The following is a 15,983-nucleotide window of genomic DNA, read 5'->3' as shown; positions in this document are numbered from 1 at the left end:
TTATTTTTGGGAGCCCGCCTCGAGTACGGCGGCAAGTTTGGCCCGCGCACGCGCAATGCGCCCCTCGATGGCTTTCACGCTCATGCCAAGCACGGCTGCTGCTTCCGGCTGGGACATTCCCACGATTGCCGTCAATACAATCGCTTCGCGCGAGCCCTTGTCCAGCTTGTCCAGGGTCTTGACTACGCGTGCCAGGTCCCGGCGCGCTGCCACGTGCTGTTCCGGGCCCGGCTCATCGTGTGCGACCCCGCCGGCCAGTTCCATGTCGCCAAGGTCCTCAGCGCCGAAAAGGAATTGTCTGACGCGCCGGAAGCGATACAGGTCCCGCATCTTGTTGAGTCCAATGCGGAAAAGCCACGCGCGAAACGGCCTGTCTCGATCAAAATCATCCAGCGCGTGCCATGCGGCGACAAAGGTGTCCTGTACGACGTCGTCAACGTCGGTCTCGGGAATACCAAAGCTGCGCGCAGCCTGAGCCAGCGCGATGCCATGCCGTTCCACAAGCTGACCGAACGCGCGCTGGTTGCCTTCGGCCGCCTGGCGGGCGAGCAATTTGTCCGCGTCGTCGGGATTCACTGCGATCCACGGCGAAGCGCATCGACAAGGACGCGGTCGTAGGCAGGCCGATGCTCGGGCTTGAGACCGGCACGCATCTCGAACACATGGACCAGCGTGGCGCGCTGCAGGTCGCCGGCGGCGCGCTCGACCTCCTGGGTTGCGGCCTCGACCTCGGGCGACCAGTTTGGATTTCTGGCGATGGCGTTCGCCAGCTTTCCGTTCGCCGCCCGCAACCGCATCTCGATCTCCCGACGGCGCTGGGCAAATGCCTCTTCTTTCAGTTCGAGAATTTCGCGCTCGTTGGCGTCGAGCGGCACGGCTTCGTGCAGCATTTCATGCAAGTCGGTGTGCCGTTCATGCGAGGAACGCGTGACATAGACACCTGCAATCGCCACGGAAATGCCGACTAGCGCGCCAACCAGCGTGGAAATGGACAGGCGTCGGGTTCGCGGCGTCATCATTCGCCGATCAGCAGGCCGAACGGCGATGCGGCAGACGGCGTTGCCACCCAGGTCGGTCCAGTCCTGACCACCAGGCTCGTGGCCACTCGGTCCATTGCCGCGTACGCCACCAGCGCCGCCACAGCGGCACAGAGGACGGCTCGCCACACATCGTGGCGCGCGACAAGGACTTCTTGCGTCGGTTCTGCCGCGATCCGCCTCTGAATTTCCGCGATGTCCGTTTCGGAAGACGCCTTTCGTATGATCCTTGAGGCGCTATTTAGCCATTCGTCGATGTCAGCCATTGCTGATCTCCAAGCTGTTGACCTAGCTAATACGGCGCTAAGCGGCAGACACCCTCGCATCCGTATCGAATATTTGAATTGTAGAGATCTCTACAACATTGAAGAGGCGACTACGGCCAGCTACGCTTGGCGCATGAATCCTCTCCCATCCAGCCCCCAAGCCACCTGGCTGCTGCTGATCGTCAGCCTGCCGACATCGGCTGCGACCCCGCGTATGCGACTGTGGCGCGGCATCAAGTCGCTCGGCGGCGCGTCGTTGCGGGACGGCGCTTACCTTCTGCCCGACCAGCCGGGATTGCGCGGCCAGCTCGAAAAGCTCGCTGCCGACGCGACCAGCGAAGACGGCAAGGTTTGGATCCTCTCGGTCCACACGAACGATGCGCGAGAGGATGCCGAGTATCGCGCATTGTTCGACCGGTCGGCCGAATACGCGGCCTGGGCGGCCGAACTCTCCGGTGCGCGCGCAACGTTGGGCGACACGGACGAAGCGGAATTGCTGCGCCTCGTGCGCCGCCACGGCCGGGGATTCGACGCGATTCGCCATATCGACTTCTTCCCCAACGACGCTTCGGCCCGGGCCGAAGCGCAATGGCGCGACTTCAACGCGGCCGTTGACATTCTCCTGTCGCCGGGCGAACCACATGGGGTAGCCGGCAGCATCCCACGACGTGATCCCACCCAGTATCAGGGGCGGCACTGGGCGACACGCCGGCACCTCTGGGTGGACCGCGTCGCCTGTGCCTGGCTGATCCGGCGCTTCATCGATCCCCACGCCACCTTCCTCTGGCTCGCCGACATGCACGAATGCCCGGACGACGCGTTGGGATTCGACTTCGATGGCGCGACGTTCACGCATATCGGCGACCGCGTTTCCTTTGAAGTGTTGCTCGCCAGCTTTGGGCTCGACGAGGACAAGGGGCTGGCGCGCCTTGGCCAGATGATTCATGTACTCGACATCGGCGGCATGCCCGTCGCGGAAGCGAGCGGCTTTGAAGCCGTGCTGACCGGTGCCCGTGAGCGGCTGTCCGACGATGATGCCCTGCTGGACGAGATGAGCCATGTCCTCGATTCGCTCCATCTGCACTTCTCCAGTAGCCGCAAGCGCTAATCCAAATTCGCCAATCAATTTCACACCTCAAGACTAACGATGAACTCGCCCCAACCAGCCGATACCGCATCGGACCAGTCAACCCATAAGCGCCCCGGCTACACGCTACGGCAACTGGTGCTTTACTTCCTGCGACTCGGCACCTTCGGCTTTGGTGGCCCGGTGGCCCTGGCCGGCTACATGCACCGTGATCTGGTGGACGCGCGCCAGTGGATCACCGACGCCGACTACAAGGAAGGCATCGCGCTGGCACAACTGGCGCCAGGGCCCATGGCGGCCCAACTGGCGATCTACCTTGGCTATGTGCATTACCGCATCCTGGGCGCGACGCTCGTCGGCATCGCCTTTGTGTTGCCCTCTTTCCTGATGGTGTTGGCACTCGGCTGGGCATACACGCGCTTCGGTGGACTGACGTGGATGCAGTCCGTGTTCTACGGGGTGGGTGCCGCCGTCATCGGCATCATTGCGATCAGTGCCTACAAGCTGACCAAGAAGAGTGTTGGTAAGGACAAACTGCTGTGGTGCATCTACCTGGTGCTCGCAGCAGTGACGGTCATCACCGAATCGGAGGTGGCTTGGCTATTTCTGGCGGCTGGCGTTCTGGTCTGGTTCTGGCGTGCACCGCCCAAATGGTTCCGCCAAGGCAAGCTCAATGCGATGGCGGCAGCACCGTTGCCGGCGGCAAGTGGTCTGCTAAGTACCGTGGACTGGCCACTGCTCTCGCAGATCGGGGTGTTCTTCGCCAAGGCCGGTGCGTTCGTCTTCGGCTCGGGGCTCGCCATCGTGCCGTTCCTGTATGGCGGCGTGGTGACCGAACACCACTGGTTGAACGACAAGCAGTTTGTGGACGCCGTGGCCGTGGCCATGATTACGCCTGGCCCGGTAGTCATCACCGTCGGCTTCATCGGCTATCTGGTCGCAGGACTGCCGGGGGCCTGCATGGCAGCGGCGGCAACGTTCCTGCCCTGCTACCTGTTCACGATCCTACCGGCACCGTACTTCAAGAAATACGGGAAGCTGCCCGCCATCCTGGCGTTCGTGGATGGTGTCACGGCAGCCGCCATCGGCGCGATCACGGGCGCGGTCATCGTGCTGGCCAAGCGCTCGATCATCGATATCCCCACGGTGTTGCTGGCACTGGTCACCGTTGCACTGCTGCTGAAGTTCAAGAAACTGTCCGAGCCCATGATTGTTGCAGGTGCCGCCGCGATCGGCCTGCTCGCCTATCCGCTGCTGCACCACTGAATCGCCACAGGAGACACGATGACTTACCAGATGAAGCCGCTCTCATGCGATCCGGCGGGGTTGCCAGGCCTGTCCGAGAAACTAATCTTCAGCCACTACGAGAACAACTACGGTGGCGCAGTCAAGCGACTGAATGCCATTACGGCGGAGCTTGTCGCATTGGATGTCGCGACCGCACCTGTGTTCGTACTCAATGGGCTGAAACGTGAGGAACTCATCGCCACGAATTCGATGATCTTGCACGAGGTGTACTTCGACAGCCTTGGCGATGGCGGGCCGCTGGAAGGCAACCTGAAAGCCGCTATCGAGCGCGATTTTGGCTCGGTCTCGCGCTGGCAGGCCGAATTCACGGCAATGGGCAAGGCGCTTGGCGGTGGCTCGGGCTGGGTGTTGCTCACCTATTCGCCGCGCGACGGGCGGCTCGTCAACCAGTGGGCGTCGGATCACGCCCATACGCTCGCAGGCGCCACACCCATCCTGGCGCTCGACATGTATGAGCACTCCTACCACATGGATTACGGCGCCAAGGCGGCCGCGTATGTCGATGCGTTCCTGCCGAACATCAGTTGGCAACGCGTGGCAACCCGCTTTGCTGCCACAGCTCAGCAATAACCGACGCAGGATTGCCCATGCCGAATGCTACCACCTCCCGTGAACTCGCCGCGGCTTTGCAAGCCCTCGACTCACCGCAATTGATCGACGTCAGACGCAAGGCAGCGTTCGATGCGAGTGACCAAATTATCACGGGGGCCATCTGGCGCAACCCCGATGACCTTGGCCACTGGATTTCCACTCTCGACGCAAACCGCCCGGTCATCGTCTATTGCGTTCGCGGCCACCAAGTTGGCCAAGACTGCGCAGCGCTGCTGGAAGCCGCTGGCTTTGATGCGTCGTATCTGGTCGGCGGTCTCGAAGAATGGGCCGCCGGTAGTCATCCCACGGTTAGCAAACCACGGACTGCGCCATGAAATGGATCACGCGTGAACGCCCCAAGATCGATCGCATCGCCTGCCCGTGGCTGATCGCACGCTTCATCGACGAGACGCCGGACTTCCTGTACGTGCCGGCCGCAGACGTCGTGCGCATCGCCAACGAATCCGGTGCCATTCCTTATGACATCCCTGGTGTTGAGCTGACGCATGTGGGCGAGCTTTGCAGCTTCGATGCGTTTCTTGATAGGTACAAGCTCGGCGGTGATCCGGCCCTGCAGCAACTGGCCGGCATTGTGCGCGGCGCGGATACATCACGGTTGGACCTGACACCGCAGTCGAGCGGACTCTATGCGATTTCACTGGGGCTGTCTCACGTCTTCACCGACGACCATGAAATGCTTGAACGCGGCATGGTGATGTACGACGCGCTGTATGCATGGTGTCAGAGTTGCCAGGCGGAAACGCATCAGTGGCCACCAAAAATGCCTGCGTGAACGCACCGGGGGGCCGGATGAAGCGGATCTTACTCACTCCACTACTTTTACTGATGACCCTGCCCACATTGGGGGAGACCGTCATGTTCAGTCAAGACAAGCAAGGGGCGTTGCCCGCAGGGTGGCTGGCTGGCGTCACCGGACGTGGCCAGCCGAAATGGACCATTGAGGCCGACCCGACCGCGCCAAATGGGGCCAATGTGCTCAAGCAGTCTGGCTCCGGCGATTTTCCGTGGTGCGTGAAGCAGGACGCCTCTATTACTGACGGGTATGTCGAGGTGAAGTTCAAGCCGATCGCTGGTCGGGATGATCAGGCCGGTGGGGTGGTTTGGCGCTGGAAGGACGGTAACCAGTACTACGTCGCGAGAGCAAACGCATTGGAGAACAACGTCTCTCTGTATTACACGATCGGCGGACGCAGGCACACGATCAAGTATCAGGAAACACCAGTCGCCGCCCGGGTCTGGCACACATTGCGCGTGGAATTCGCCGGGAGTCATATCCAGGTTTCCCTGGACGGCAAACGACAGATTGACGTAACGGACGAGCACATCAGTGGCGCCGGCGCAGTTGGCGTCTGGACGAAGGCGGACAGCGTGACTGTGTTCGATGCCTTCTCGTTCAGCGCCGCCGTATCGAAGTAGCGCAAAAAATGGGAACAAGCATGATCACCCGGGTACTGGCATGGAAGGAAACTCGCGGTACGCGATTGCAATTGGGACGCTTTTTACCGGCTGCGACAGCTTCTGAATTTCGATCCTGTGTCGCGATATGCGTCGGTGTCGCCATTGGTTGCTTCACCACAACGGCATTGGACGGCCGCTTCCACTCAACAAGTGGTCGTTGACATGCTGTGTGATCAGCGGCGGTAACGGGTCGGGTACGGCCCTCCGCCAAGCTATACCTTTTGCTCTGCGCGGAAATGCTCGATCGACTGCCCCGCATTGACCGCGCGCTGCAACCAATCCGGCAGGTCGCCCACGCCATTCCAGGCGTGGCCAGCGGCGTCCCGAAATTTGATGACGCCTGAGGCAGAGCCTCCGGCTACGCCGGGCGCCGCGAAACAGCCTGCCGCCAGGAGTTGCTCATAGCTCAGCCCGAGCCGGGCCATCTGTGACTTGATCCACAGGACTGCGTCGGCGCGCTCGCGCAAGGATTGGGCCCCAGGATAGGCGATTGGCATGGCGGGGGAAGATAACGGCGGGCAGTCTGCTCGGCCCCGCCCACGGTTCGTGACGGGCGTTGTAGCCCACAGCCGATTCTAGCCCATGCCCGCCGACCCTCCCCCCAATGCCGCCTCGCGCGCCCCAGGGACAGGTGTGCCCATGCCTCGGCAACGTTTCGAATCATGGGTACAGAGATAAGAGTTATTATCTCTGTACCAATATCTTGGTACGTAACTTGCTCCACACAAAATGCCCCGACGCCTAACTGTTCCCGATGGCCTGCCCGACCCCGCCGCTCTTGCCACGCTGCGCGCCTGGTACGAGGGCGCTTCCTCGCGTGAGTCGGCCGACCGCTACCTGCGTGATCGGATTGGCGATGGCCAATCGGCAAGAGGCATCATCGGAGCGATCCGGCGCCAACTCGTTCAGTATGCCCGGCAGCGCCAGCGCCCCGACCTGGCGGAAGTCTTCGTGTGCTCTGCCACCGAGCGCGTGGGCTACGCCCGGGCAGCTGCGGCGGCCATCGAGCAACTGCGTGTAACCCCCGCGCCTTCGCCACAGATCAGCGATGCCGTGGCACAGTGGCTGCCAGCGCGCGCCGTACGCGCGCTGCAGGCCGCTGGCATCAACACTCTGGCCGACCTAACCGTTCGAATCCCCCGCCGGCGACAGTGGTGGACCGCCGTGCCGGGGCTCGGAGTCACCAGCGCCCGCCAGATCGAGGCATTCTTTGCCGCACACCCGGTGCTAACCGAACGTGCCCGCGCTTTGATCGTCGCCGACCGACGGTCCATCGTGACGCCGTGGGAACACCTGCGGCTGCCCCACGAGGTCGACGGCTCCGCCGGCGCCTTCCGCGCTCCGCTGTCGACCTGCATTCTGGGTGTGGACAATGATTACGAGGCCATCCAGGCTTGGCTGGCCCTGCACGAATCGCCGGCCACGCAGCGCGCCTACCGCAAGGAAGCCGAACGGCTGATCCTGTGGGCCATCGTAGCGCGAGGGAAGGCCCTTTCATCCTTGACGACCAAGGATGCGACCGACTATCGGGCATTTTTGCGCAGACCCACGCCGCGCGAGCGCTGGGTCGGACCACCACGGCCACGCACGTCGCCGGACTGGCGCCCGTTTGTCGATAACCTCTCGGCGCGCTCGGTCGCACATGCGCTGGCCGTACTCAGCGCCTTGTTCCGCTGGCTGGTGGAACAACGCTATGTGCTTGCCAACCCATTTGCGGGTATCAAGGTGCGCGGCAGCCAGCGTGCCATGGCCGTGGAAACCACGCACGCGTTCACCGAAGGCGAATGGCTGCTGGTACGGACCATCGCCAACGGCCTCGAGTGGTCGTACGGCTGGCAAGCTGCGGCCGCACAACGGCTTCGCTTCCTGCTGGATTTCGGATACGCGACCGGGCTGCGGATCAGCGAACTGGCCAATGCCGCGTTGCGTCACCTCGACGCCGACGCCTTGGGCGATCACTGGCTGCACCTGGTCGGCAAAGGTGGCAAGCCCGCTAGGGTCGCATTGACGCCCTTGGCGCGGGCAGCGCTGGAACGCTACCTGCTGGAGCGCGAGCTCCCTGTCAGCCGCGCTCGCTGGAACCCCACTACGCCCTTAATCGGTAGCCTGGATGGTGGTGAAACCGGCATCACGCCCCTGCGCCTGTGGGAAGTCATGCGCCGATTCTTCAGGCTCGCAGCGGACATCATCGAAGGCGATCATCCAGCGTTGGCAGAGAAGCTCCGCCGGGCGACACCACACTGGATGCGGCACACCCACGCGACCCACGCGCTGGCCAAGGGTGTCGAACTGAGCGCTGTGCGCGACAACCTGCGCCACGCCTCAATTTCGACCACGTCCATCTACTTACATACCGATGATGTCAAGCGGGCCCGGCAGTTCGGCGAGGCATTCGCTGCCTGAAACCATTTTTTAAGCACGTGCCGTGAGTACGGGGCGCGAGGAGATAGCAGCGCTGGCCTGAAATGCGCCAGATTTTGCACCGGAAGGAACAGCAACCGGGAAATGCGCTGCCGCACAAGGCATTGATCTATAAGAGAAATTCAAACCAAACCGCCAGATTTAGCACCAAAAGTACGATCACCCCCTGTGGCTGGAAGCCATTGTTTCCGCAAGATAACTAGATTTATCCGTCTTTGGTTTTCCCAAGCAACACATAAATGGCTTTTCTAACGTTAGGTATGTGCGTAAGATAGGCTGAAATGCGCCTCCGGAAACTGCCATGCCCCGCCTCGCCGCCACCCCCGACCAGATCCGCGCCACCGTGCTGGCCATGCTCACCGAGGCCGGCGACGCGGCGCCGCCCACGGCCGCACGCTTTCGCCGCGTGGTGTCGGTGCGCAAGCTGCGTGACCGCCTGGGCGGCGGTGACCCTGCAACGCTGTCGCGTACGCTCAACGCGATCGAGGCCGAGGTGGTGCGCGCGGGCCTGGCCGACCTCGCCCTGCCCGAGATTCCGGTCGAGATCGCCGAAGCGATGCGCGCGCTGTGGCAGGCCGCGGTCGCGGTGCAGCTCGACGACGTGGTGCGCCTGAAGCGCGAGGCGCAAGCCACAGCCGACACCGCCGAGGCCGCCCGCGCCGAGGCCGAACTGCGGGTCGAGCTGCTGCGGGCCGAACTGAGCGAGGTGCGCGGCCAGCTCGCCGCGCGCGACACCGCGCTGGCCGTAGCGTGCGCCGCCCAGGCGGCGGCGTGCGCGCGCGCCGATGAGCAAGCCGCACGCCGGGGCGAGCTCGAGGCGGCGCTGGCGACCGCCCAGGAGCGCGCCACGGCGGGCGAGCGCACCCACACCGAGGCGATCGCCACCACCCAGGCGCGCTACGAGGCGCTGTCGAAGCAGCTCCTGCAGGAAACCGCGCACCAGCGCGACGCGGTGCGGGCCGAGCGCGCGCAACTGGCCTCCCAACTCAAATTCGCCGAGCGGCGCATCGCCGCGCTGGAAGACGAGCGCGCACGACTCGACGCCGACCTGGCCAGCGAGCGGGCCGCGCGCCAGACCGCCGCGGGCGAGGCGAGCGCACTCAAGGCCGTCACCGCCAGCCAGCGCGCCCAGCTCGACGAGCTGCTGCGTGCGACCCTGGCCGCGGCGCCACCAGCGGCCAAGACGCGCGTGCCCAGATCGACGGGCAAGGCGGCCGCCAAGCGGACCGCCCAGTCATGAAGCCGGCCGACTGGATCGATACGGGCGCGGTGCCGCCGCGCCCACTGCCGGCCACCGTCGCGGCGGCCCTCGCCTACCTGGCGGAGGCACTCGGGCACCCGGTCTACGCGCACTGGACGCTGGCGCGCGTCAAGCGCCGCTATGGCTCGCTGGCCGACGCCAAGGCCGCGCAGCCGACCGTGCTCAAGCTGCTGCTGGCGCACGATGGGGCAGTCGAATACTGGGAGCGCGGGCGCCTGCGCACGGTGACGGCGGATCTGGCGCCCCGCCCGGAGACGGTCCTCGCGCGGCTGCTGCACACGCACCGGCGCCGCATCCGGTCCACCGCCGCCTTAGCGAGCGAAGCAACGGTGCCGACCGCCGCGGAAGCGAGGGGAGCTGTCGCGGCGAACCCGTGGCTGGCCGCTTACGGCCCTGCTGACCACGCGTGGCTCACGCGCGCCGGCCGCTTCGCCCAGCCGCACGCGGCGGCCAACACGCTCGGCGCCGCCGACGATGCACAGGCGCTGGCGCTCTTCCTGCGCGACCGAACCGGGCGCTCGCCCCACACGTTGCGCGCCTATGGCGCCGAACTGCGCCGCCTGATGCGCTGGTGCGGCGCGCACGAGCTTGGGCCGCTCTCGGACCTCACGCGCCAGCGGTTGCTCGGCTACCGGCACGCGCTGCAGCACGGGGAGACCGGCAGGGAGGACGCCGCGCCGCCCTTGTCAGAAGCGACCCGCACGCGCGCGCTGGCGGTGGTGGCAAGCCTCTACGGCTACTGGTAGGCTATTTCTGCCCATCCCCCGAAAAGTGCAAATCTTCCGCCAGCCCCTGACCAGGCAAGGGCTGGCAGGGTGCGACTTGACCTGATAACGGCCCGAGCGCCCTGTAAGTTGCGCTCGGGGATTATGCCGGGGGATGTCAGATCGTGCGGGGGGCAGAAGCTGCAACCTTGGTCGTGCCAGTAGTGCCAGTCAGAGACGGCAAGGTGCGTGCTCTGGTCGGCGCGGACGGGAACAAGCTGGGCAAGGGGCACGACGAGTTCACGCTGGTTGTAAAGTGCGTGCACGAAGATGGCAACGCGGCACAACTGATCATGCGCGAGTCTGAAGACGGAGACTCTGTCACCTGAGCGCAGCGGGGAGGCCACCATCGCCTGACGTACCCGCGCTTCGAATGGAAAGCTCAGACTGTCCTCGAGATGGCAGTACCACGCCATCGCGCATTCTTCTTCGGTGTACGCGGTCGACCACGATCTCCATCGAGATGCGCTGTTCGTGTTGGTTGTCGCCCGTTTTTGCCATTGGGGTTCGTGCTGGTCAGACCTCGACTATGCGTCGCGGCAAGGCCATTTTTATGTTCCCGTCCTGGTGCGGGATCGGGGCTTCGCCGCCGGTGCCACAACAGGTGGTGCGGCCGGGATCGGCTCAAAGAGCGCCTCGATGTCGTCGGCGGAGAACTTGACGGCGCCGGCGCCATCTTCCGACAGGATCGCGTTGGCAAGCGCCGCCTTCTGCTCCTGCATCGCGACGATTTTCTCCTCAACACTGCCGGCGGTGATCAGCTTGTAAACAAACACAGGCTTGTCCTGCCCGAGACGGTGAGCGCGGTCGGTCGCCTGATTTTCTACGGCGGGATTCCACCAGGGATCGTAGTGAATGACGGTGTCGGCCGCCGTCAGGTTCAGGCCAACGCCACCGGCCTTCAGGCTGATCAGGAAAAGCGGCACCTCACCTTGCTTGAAGCGCTTGACTGGTGTGACGCGATCGGTGGCATCCCCGGTCAGCATGACGTATGGAATCCCAGCTTTTTCCAGCGCCGCCGCAATGAGGTCGAGCATGCTGGTGAACTGCGAGAACAGCAGGATGCGACGGCCTTCCTCGATTAGTTCGGGCAGCATGTCGAGTAGCAGATCAAGCTTGGCCGATTCCTTGATCCGGGCCGCCTGGCTGATTTTGACGAGCCGCGGATCGCAGCAGACCTGGCGCAGCTTGAGCAACGCCTCCAGCACGATGATGTGGCTGCGCGCGAGGCCTTTTGCTGCGACGGCCGCACGGACCTTTTCCTGCATGGCCGCGCGCACCGTCTCGTACAGGTCACGCTGCGCGCCTTCGAGCTCGACCGTGCGCACTATCATCGTCTTCGGGGGCAACTCGGCGGCGACCTCATCCTTGCGCCGACGCAGCATGAACGGTCGGATGCGTCGCGCGAGCAGTTCACGTCGAACAGCATCGCCGCCTTTCTCGATGGGCGTGCGCCAGCGGCGGGTGAAGTCCTGACGGGTACCGAGGAAGCCAGGCAGCAGGAAGTCAAACTGGGCCCACAGTTCGCCGAGATGGTTCTCGAGCGGCGTGCCTGTCAGGCAAAGGCGGTGTCTTGCACGCAGTTCGCGGATGGTTGCGGCGGATTTGGTGGCGGCATTCTTGACGTACTGCGCCTCGTCTAGGATCAGCAGGTGAAAGTCGTGCTTGGCAAGAACTTCCTCGTCACGCCACAGCAAGGCGTAGGTGGTCAGGATGAGATCGTGCTTGCCGATCTGGTCAAAGCGCTCGTGGCGTTGGGGCCCGTGCAGATCCAGGACGCGCAGCTTCGGCGTGAAGCGCTGCGCTTCCTCGCACCAGTTGTGCATGAGGGTCGTTGGCACGACGATCAGCGCAGGCCGGTCCAGCCTGCCACGTTCCTTTTCGGTGAGGATGTGCGCAAGTGCCTGGATGGTCTTGCCGAGGCCCATATCGTCGGCGAGCACGCCGGACAGCCCGTGTTCGCGCAGGAACTGCATCCAGGCAAGACCCTGACGCTGGTAGGTACGGAGTTCGGCCTTCAGGCCACGCGGTACCGGCACGTCTGTCACCCCAGGACCCGCCATCAAGCGCTGCGCGAGCTGCCGGATCGATGCGTCGCCGTCAAACTGCCAGCGCCCGGTCTGATCCAGCGCATGGAGCCGGGCCGCATCCCACTCGGAAATGCGCATGCCGGTGCCGAGCGAGTCGAACAGGTCGATCAGCACGCGCACGACTGGTTTAAGCCGGTCGGCACGCAGGCGAAGCCGCTCGTTGCGGTCGGTTTTCATGTCGATCGCTTCGTCGTCCGCGATGGTATCGAGCCTGCCCGACAGCCAGCGCTCATCGCGACGAAAGAGGTCTGCTAGCAGCGGCTCCAGGCGCACCGTGCGACCATTGACTGTGATGCCCATCTCGACGTCAAACCAGCCGTCGCCGGTCTGACGCAGGCTGCCGTCAATCGCTTCGATTTCGATCACGTTGTGCCGAAACTCGTCGCTCATGACGACGCGCCAGCCGCTTGCCTGTAGTGCGGGTAGCACCAGCTTCATGAGATCCGGCCAGTCGTCGACATCTTCGGGGCCGAGGATGCCATCTGGAAACGGTTTGTAACCATATGCACGGTTGGCCGGAATTTTTCTGAAGCCCGCCTTTTGCAACTCGGTCTGACGTTTCCGCTCGAGATTGGCGTCTCTTTTGATCTGGATGACCTCGCTGCCAGCAGTGCGAACGAGGGTGGTGCTGCTATTTGCAGGGATGCTGTGACCTGCGTAATCAAAACTGACCGTCGCAAAATCCAGTGGCGACACTGACCAGGTCGGCAAGGTGTCGAGAGTCAGTACGGGCGTCGCTACGGTGTCGATCACCTGCACGGACGACGCGTCGGGCGCGGGCGGCATGGGTAGGTCGGGGGCGACTTCACGCAACACATTGCCAACGAGCGCCGCCTCGTCCAGCGTGATGGCCGGCATCGACAGGAAATCCGTGACCTGTTCCGCCGGCCACGGCATGGCGAGTATGCCAGCTTCGCCAGAATGCGCGTCCACATACCAGCAGGGCTGGGTGGTCGTCAGCAACAGGGTGGCGGGTGGCTCGGCCTGCAAGACTGGCCGCACGCGCGTGTCGGGTTGCGCTTGCCAGGTCATCTTTGCGCCGCGCTCTGATCCGCAGTGCACCGGGCAGTGTGATCCGGGGTAGTGGGCGCCTGCGGGAACAAAGGAAGTAAATGCACGCCCGGTGGCGATGAGCTTTTCCAGGATGGCGGCGCCGGTTGCGCCCTGCAGAGCAAAACCACCGGTATAGGCGGCATGCGAGCGGCCCAGCCACAATCCGCGCAGGATCGACAGATCCTCCTCGGAAACAAATTTCGGCGGTTCGACCAGCGCTTTCTCGACGTTCTGCCACCGATCGTCGACCGAGCGAATCGTACCGTCGGCCCCCACGCGGGCCTTGTAGAGGGAAATCTCGCAGCCGCGATACGATTGCCCGATCACATAGGCCAGGGCATGCGTGGCCTTGGCTGGTTTTTTCTTGGCAGCGGGATTGGCTGCCGTGCGTCGAGCGCGAAAATTTTCCAGCCAGGTCACCAGTTCCGCGCGCACGCCGGCGGCCGATGGCTTCGGCTGGTGCGCAAGGCCGGCGATCAACAGCGCTGCCACGTGCTTGCAGTCAACGCCGACCGGACACGTGCATTCTCCCTCCACCCACATGTCTTCGTCGATGTCGTGGAAATACGCACGCACGTCATACGGGCGCGTACGGGTGCCTTGCACCAGTCCCGCCAAGGTATCCTCGTCGATCCAGCGCAACTCCGAGACAGCGCTCGCATAGGAGCGAGCCTTGGACACCGTGTAGGAGTCCAGCCATTCCGCAATTTGGCGGGGATCGTAGGAGACAGACATCGGTTGAGGGATTCAGAGGTTGACAACGCGGGGAGCATTCTACGCGGGGAGGCTCCCGGCCGGTACGGCAGCGGCTTCCGGTTCTGACCCCGCCTGAGTGGTCTGGGCATGCCGGCGGTCATCTTCGGCGTGCAAGTAGATCCCGGTCGTCTCGATCGAGGCGTGGCGAAGGTTCTTCTGGATAAAGCGGATATCAGTGCCGGCGTCGGCCTGATGCGAAGCCGCCGAGTGCCGCAGCCAGTGCGTCGAGGCCCGGCGCAGTGTGGCCGCGCCGATCGGATCGGTTGGCTCGAGGGTGTCGGCGGCCCGGCGGAACACTTCCTTGGCAATCAGGTAGATGGCCGTCGGCGTCAGGTGCCGCTTGGCGTCGCCGGCGATGCTCATGACGGCCGGCGTGCTTTCGGCCGGCAAGGGCATGGGTGCCAGATCATGGAATGCGCGGTAGCGTGCGAAGTCGGCCATGAGGGTGTCGGAGACTGGTACCTCGCCCTCGGCGCCACCCTTGCCGATGACGTGCAGCCACCAGCGGCCGCGACGCTGGAAGAAGTCCGCCGCCTGTGCGTTGGCGGCTTCGCTTGCCCGCAATGCGGTGTGGTACAGCAGCCGGATCAGCCATCGGCTGCGTTCGTAGTGCTGGCGCTCGCGCGCGGAGGCCTGCGGCCAGGTCTCCATCGATTCCAGCACAACCTGCCAAAGCGCGTGATCGAGGTAACGTTCAATGCGGCGGGTCCGTGCCGGCATTGCCGAGGACGAGCGCCGCAGTGCAAGCGGATTGCCGGCAAGGTATCCGGCGGCCACCAGGTAATTGAGCAGCCCGCAAAGGATACCGAGGGCCTGGCGCCGGCTGCGCTCGGAAAGCGGCCCGTCGAACAGCCGCCGCGTGCCCCCGCGCCGTGGCAGGACGGGATCGACCCAGTTTGCGGACGGTGCGGCAAGAAATTGCTCGTAAATCAGGAAATCTTCGCGCGTAAGGCTCGACAGCGGCTTGCCCAGCGTGCGCGTCGCCCAGACGAGCAGCCGCACCACTTCCTTGCGGTAGCTGCGCAGCGTGTGCGGCGAGCTGGCGTACTCGGCAAGCCACAGGCGGACGGCCTCAAGGTCGGTATCGGCCGTGATCTGTCGGTTAGCGCCGCGCGCGCGATTCGTGCCGTCGTGGCCGTCCAGTGCGGCCGGCAGCATGAGGGGGACAACAGGCTCGGTGGCGGGCAGGTTCATGGACTGACGCGATTTTTCGGCAGGGTCTCGCATCGTACACCTGGGATGCTTACGATTATCGGTCTTATCGTAAATTTCTAGAAGACATCGTTATATATATAATGTGATACCATCATATACATGAAGATTTTAGTTCAAAACCCAGCTCCCGGAGCACTTTTCAGGTTTAGTTCCAATGAGCCGCATCAGCAATACCCGCTTTCGCACCCGTGAAGCCGCCGCGCGGCTCGTTGCTGCCGGCCGACGCCCACATGAACTCACCGTCGACCTGATCTACGCGGAAATCCGCCAGGGCAGCCGGACGACGATCAACGACGAACTCAAGCTCTGGAAGGATGAGCAGGCGCGCGTCGACGCCTTGAGCGCCGCACTCCCGCCCGCCGTTGCCAATGCGATGCTGTCCCTCTGGGCGCTCGCCATCGAGCACGGTGAGCAGGTCTTCGCACAGCGGGGCGAAGAGCTGGAGTCCGAAGCGGCGGCCGCCACCGCGCGCGCTGAGTCCCTGGCAACCGTCAACCTGGGGCTTGAAGCCGAAGTGAAGACGCTGCGTAGCCAGCTCGAGGACCAGCAGGCCCGGTTGGGGTCGCCTCAGAAAACGGAAAATAAAGCACGCTAAGCCGGTTGCAGCGGTCGTAGCGGCCTGAACTTGCCCGCGCCGATCTTGGCGCTGCTGCGC

At 64.0% G+C, this 15,983-nt stretch carries 16 protein-coding genes and 1 pseudogene; 10 read left to right on the top strand and 7 right to left on the bottom strand.

The features are described from left to right. From RN01_RS16015 to RN01_RS16005, 3 genes are read right to left on the bottom strand one after another with little or no spacing between them, the layout of a single operon-like run. Positions 1–576, bottom strand: a complete 576-nt coding sequence (locus RN01_RS16015) for an RNA polymerase sigma factor (protein WP_017514986.1) — start codon at positions 574–576, stop codon at positions 1–3. After that, a complete protein-coding gene (locus RN01_RS16010) occupies positions 573–1,019 on the bottom strand; it encodes a periplasmic heavy metal sensor (protein WP_024570396.1) in 447 nt (148 codons plus the stop codon). Before RN01_RS16010 ends, RN01_RS16015 begins: the two co-directional genes overlap by 4 nt. Next, complete coding sequence (locus RN01_RS16005; RefSeq protein ID WP_017514988.1) at positions 1,016–1,303, bottom strand: CnrY/NccY family anti-sigma factor; 288 nt, start codon at positions 1,301–1,303, stop codon at positions 1,016–1,018. The genes RN01_RS16010 and RN01_RS16005 overlap by 4 nt, the downstream gene beginning before the upstream one ends. Positions 1,304–1,436: 133 nt before the next feature. Between RN01_RS16005 and RN01_RS16000 the strand changes: the two genes are divergently transcribed. From RN01_RS16000 to RN01_RS15975, 6 genes are read left to right on the top strand one after another with little or no spacing between them, the layout of a single operon-like run. Then, positions 1,437–2,411, top strand: coding sequence for a chromate resistance protein ChrB domain-containing protein (locus tag RN01_RS16000; RefSeq protein ID WP_017514989.1), 975 nt, complete (start codon positions 1,437–1,439; stop codon positions 2,409–2,411). A 39-nt stretch (positions 2,412–2,450) separates the two neighbouring features. Next, entirely contained in the window at positions 2,451–3,656 is a 1,206-nt protein-coding gene (locus RN01_RS15995; protein ID WP_024570397.1) for a chromate transporter, read from the top strand. An 18-nt stretch (positions 3,657–3,674) separates the two neighbouring features. Continuing rightward, positions 3,675–4,268 carry a superoxide dismutase gene (locus tag RN01_RS15990; protein ID WP_017515809.1) on the top strand — a complete coding sequence of 198 codons (594 nt, stop codon included), beginning with the start codon at positions 3,675–3,677 and terminating at the stop codon, positions 4,266–4,268. 17 nt (positions 4,269–4,285) lie between these two features. Then, on the top strand, positions 4,286–4,624 hold the full coding sequence (chrE, locus tag RN01_RS15985) for a rhodanese family chromate resistance protein ChrE (RefSeq protein WP_017515810.1): 339 nt from the start codon (positions 4,286–4,288) through the stop codon (positions 4,622–4,624). Further along, positions 4,621–5,082 carry a chromate resistance protein ChrB domain-containing protein gene (locus tag RN01_RS15980; RefSeq protein WP_024570398.1) on the top strand — a complete coding sequence of 154 codons (462 nt, stop codon included), beginning with the start codon at positions 4,621–4,623 and terminating at the stop codon, positions 5,080–5,082. The genes chrE and RN01_RS15980 overlap by 4 nt, the downstream gene beginning before the upstream one ends. A gap of 17 nt (positions 5,083–5,099) precedes the next feature. Further along, on the top strand, positions 5,100–5,726 hold the full coding sequence (locus RN01_RS15975; RefSeq protein ID WP_017515956.1) for a hypothetical protein: 627 nt from the start codon (positions 5,100–5,102) through the stop codon (positions 5,724–5,726). A 254-nt stretch (positions 5,727–5,980) separates the two neighbouring features. Here the strand turns inward: RN01_RS15975 and RN01_RS15970 are convergent, their stop codons facing one another. Next, positions 5,981–6,265, bottom strand: a complete 285-nt coding sequence (locus RN01_RS15970) for an H-NS family nucleoid-associated regulatory protein (RefSeq protein WP_017515957.1) — start codon at positions 6,263–6,265, stop codon at positions 5,981–5,983. 232 nt (positions 6,266–6,497) lie between these two features. Here RN01_RS15970 and RN01_RS15965 point away from each other — a divergent pair, with 232 nt between their 5' ends. The 3 genes from RN01_RS15965 (at position 6,498) to RN01_RS15955 (ending at position 10,196) form a co-directional block, all read left to right on the top strand. Then, the gene (locus RN01_RS15965) at positions 6,498–8,171 is read left to right on the top strand and encodes a site-specific integrase (protein ID WP_029306638.1); all 1,674 of its coding nucleotides are present in this window, start codon (positions 6,498–6,500) and stop codon (positions 8,169–8,171) included. A gap of 319 nt (positions 8,172–8,490) precedes the next feature. After that, complete coding sequence (locus RN01_RS15960; RefSeq protein ID WP_039016688.1) at positions 8,491–9,429, top strand: DNA-binding protein; 939 nt, start codon at positions 8,491–8,493, stop codon at positions 9,427–9,429. Beyond that, positions 9,426–10,196: a site-specific integrase gene (locus tag RN01_RS15955; RefSeq protein WP_020206395.1), complete on the top strand. Its 771-nt coding sequence runs from the start codon at positions 9,426–9,428 to the stop codon at positions 10,194–10,196. Before RN01_RS15960 ends, RN01_RS15955 begins: the two co-directional genes overlap by 4 nt. Here the strand turns inward: RN01_RS15955 and RN01_RS15950 are convergent. The 3 genes from RN01_RS15950 to RN01_RS15940 form a co-directional block, all read right to left on the bottom strand. Continuing rightward, positions 10,187–10,630: a calcium-binding protein gene (locus RN01_RS15950; RefSeq protein WP_223277442.1), complete on the bottom strand. Its 444-nt coding sequence runs from the start codon at positions 10,628–10,630 to the stop codon at positions 10,187–10,189. The genes RN01_RS15955 and RN01_RS15950 overlap by 10 nt on opposite strands. 135 nt (positions 10,631–10,765) lie before the next feature. After that, entirely contained in the window at positions 10,766–14,092 is a 3,327-nt protein-coding gene (locus tag RN01_RS15945) for a DEAD/DEAH box helicase (protein ID WP_008646539.1), read from the bottom strand. A 39-nt stretch (positions 14,093–14,131) separates the two neighbouring features. After that, complete coding sequence (locus tag RN01_RS15940; protein WP_008646544.1) at positions 14,132–15,307, bottom strand: tyrosine-type recombinase/integrase; 1,176 nt, start codon at positions 15,305–15,307, stop codon at positions 14,132–14,134. A 175-nt stretch (positions 15,308–15,482) separates the two neighbouring features. Here RN01_RS15940 and RN01_RS15935 point away from each other — a divergent pair. Next, a pseudogene (locus tag RN01_RS15935) lies at positions 15,483–15,893 on the top strand (DNA-binding protein); the annotation flags it as partial. Between the last annotated feature and the right edge of the window lie 90 nt (positions 15,894–15,983).

The organism is Cupriavidus sp. SHE, assembly GCF_000812445.1.
Lineage (GTDB): Bacteria > Pseudomonadota > Gammaproteobacteria > Burkholderiales > Burkholderiaceae > Cupriavidus > Cupriavidus metallidurans.
This window is presented reverse-complemented; position numbering and strand designations above follow the sequence as displayed.

What these genes read in the sequence shown, in the direction of transcription:
- RN01_RS16010 (WP_024570396.1), bottom strand. Translation starts at nt 1,019, where the DNA reads ATGATGACGCCGCGAACCCGACGCCTGTCCATTTCCACGCTGGTTGGC.
- RN01_RS16005 (WP_017514988.1), bottom strand. Translation starts at nt 1,303, where the DNA reads ATGGCTGACATCGACGAATGGCTAAATAGCGCCTCAAGGATCATACGA.
- RN01_RS16000 (WP_017514989.1), top strand. Translation starts at nt 1,437, where the DNA reads ATGAATCCTCTCCCATCCAGCCCCCAAGCCACCTGGCTGCTGCTGATC.
- RN01_RS15995 (WP_024570397.1), top strand. Translation starts at nt 2,451, where the DNA reads ATGAACTCGCCCCAACCAGCCGATACCGCATCGGACCAGTCAACCCAT.
- RN01_RS15990 (WP_017515809.1), top strand. Translation starts at nt 3,675, where the DNA reads ATGACTTACCAGATGAAGCCGCTCTCATGCGATCCGGCGGGGTTGCCA.
- chrE (WP_017515810.1), top strand. Translation starts at nt 4,286, where the DNA reads ATGCCGAATGCTACCACCTCCCGTGAACTCGCCGCGGCTTTGCAAGCC.
- RN01_RS15980 (WP_024570398.1), top strand. Translation starts at nt 4,621, where the DNA reads ATGAAATGGATCACGCGTGAACGCCCCAAGATCGATCGCATCGCCTGC.
- RN01_RS15975 (WP_017515956.1), top strand. Translation starts at nt 5,100, where the DNA reads ATGAAGCGGATCTTACTCACTCCACTACTTTTACTGATGACCCTGCCC.
- RN01_RS15970 (WP_017515957.1), bottom strand. Translation starts at nt 6,265, where the DNA reads ATGCCAATCGCCTATCCTGGGGCCCAATCCTTGCGCGAGCGCGCCGAC.
- RN01_RS15965 (WP_029306638.1), top strand. Translation starts at nt 6,498, where the DNA reads ATGCCCCGACGCCTAACTGTTCCCGATGGCCTGCCCGACCCCGCCGCT.
- RN01_RS15960 (WP_039016688.1), top strand. Translation starts at nt 8,491, where the DNA reads ATGCCCCGCCTCGCCGCCACCCCCGACCAGATCCGCGCCACCGTGCTG.
- RN01_RS15955 (WP_020206395.1), top strand. Translation starts at nt 9,426, where the DNA reads ATGAAGCCGGCCGACTGGATCGATACGGGCGCGGTGCCGCCGCGCCCA.
- RN01_RS15950 (WP_223277442.1), bottom strand. Translation starts at nt 10,630, where the DNA reads ATGGCGTGGTACTGCCATCTCGAGGACAGTCTGAGCTTTCCATTCGAA.
- RN01_RS15945 (WP_008646539.1), bottom strand. Translation starts at nt 14,092, where the DNA reads ATGTCTGTCTCCTACGATCCCCGCCAAATTGCGGAATGGCTGGACTCC.
- RN01_RS15940 (WP_008646544.1), bottom strand. Translation starts at nt 15,307, where the DNA reads ATGAACCTGCCCGCCACCGAGCCTGTTGTCCCCCTCATGCTGCCGGCC.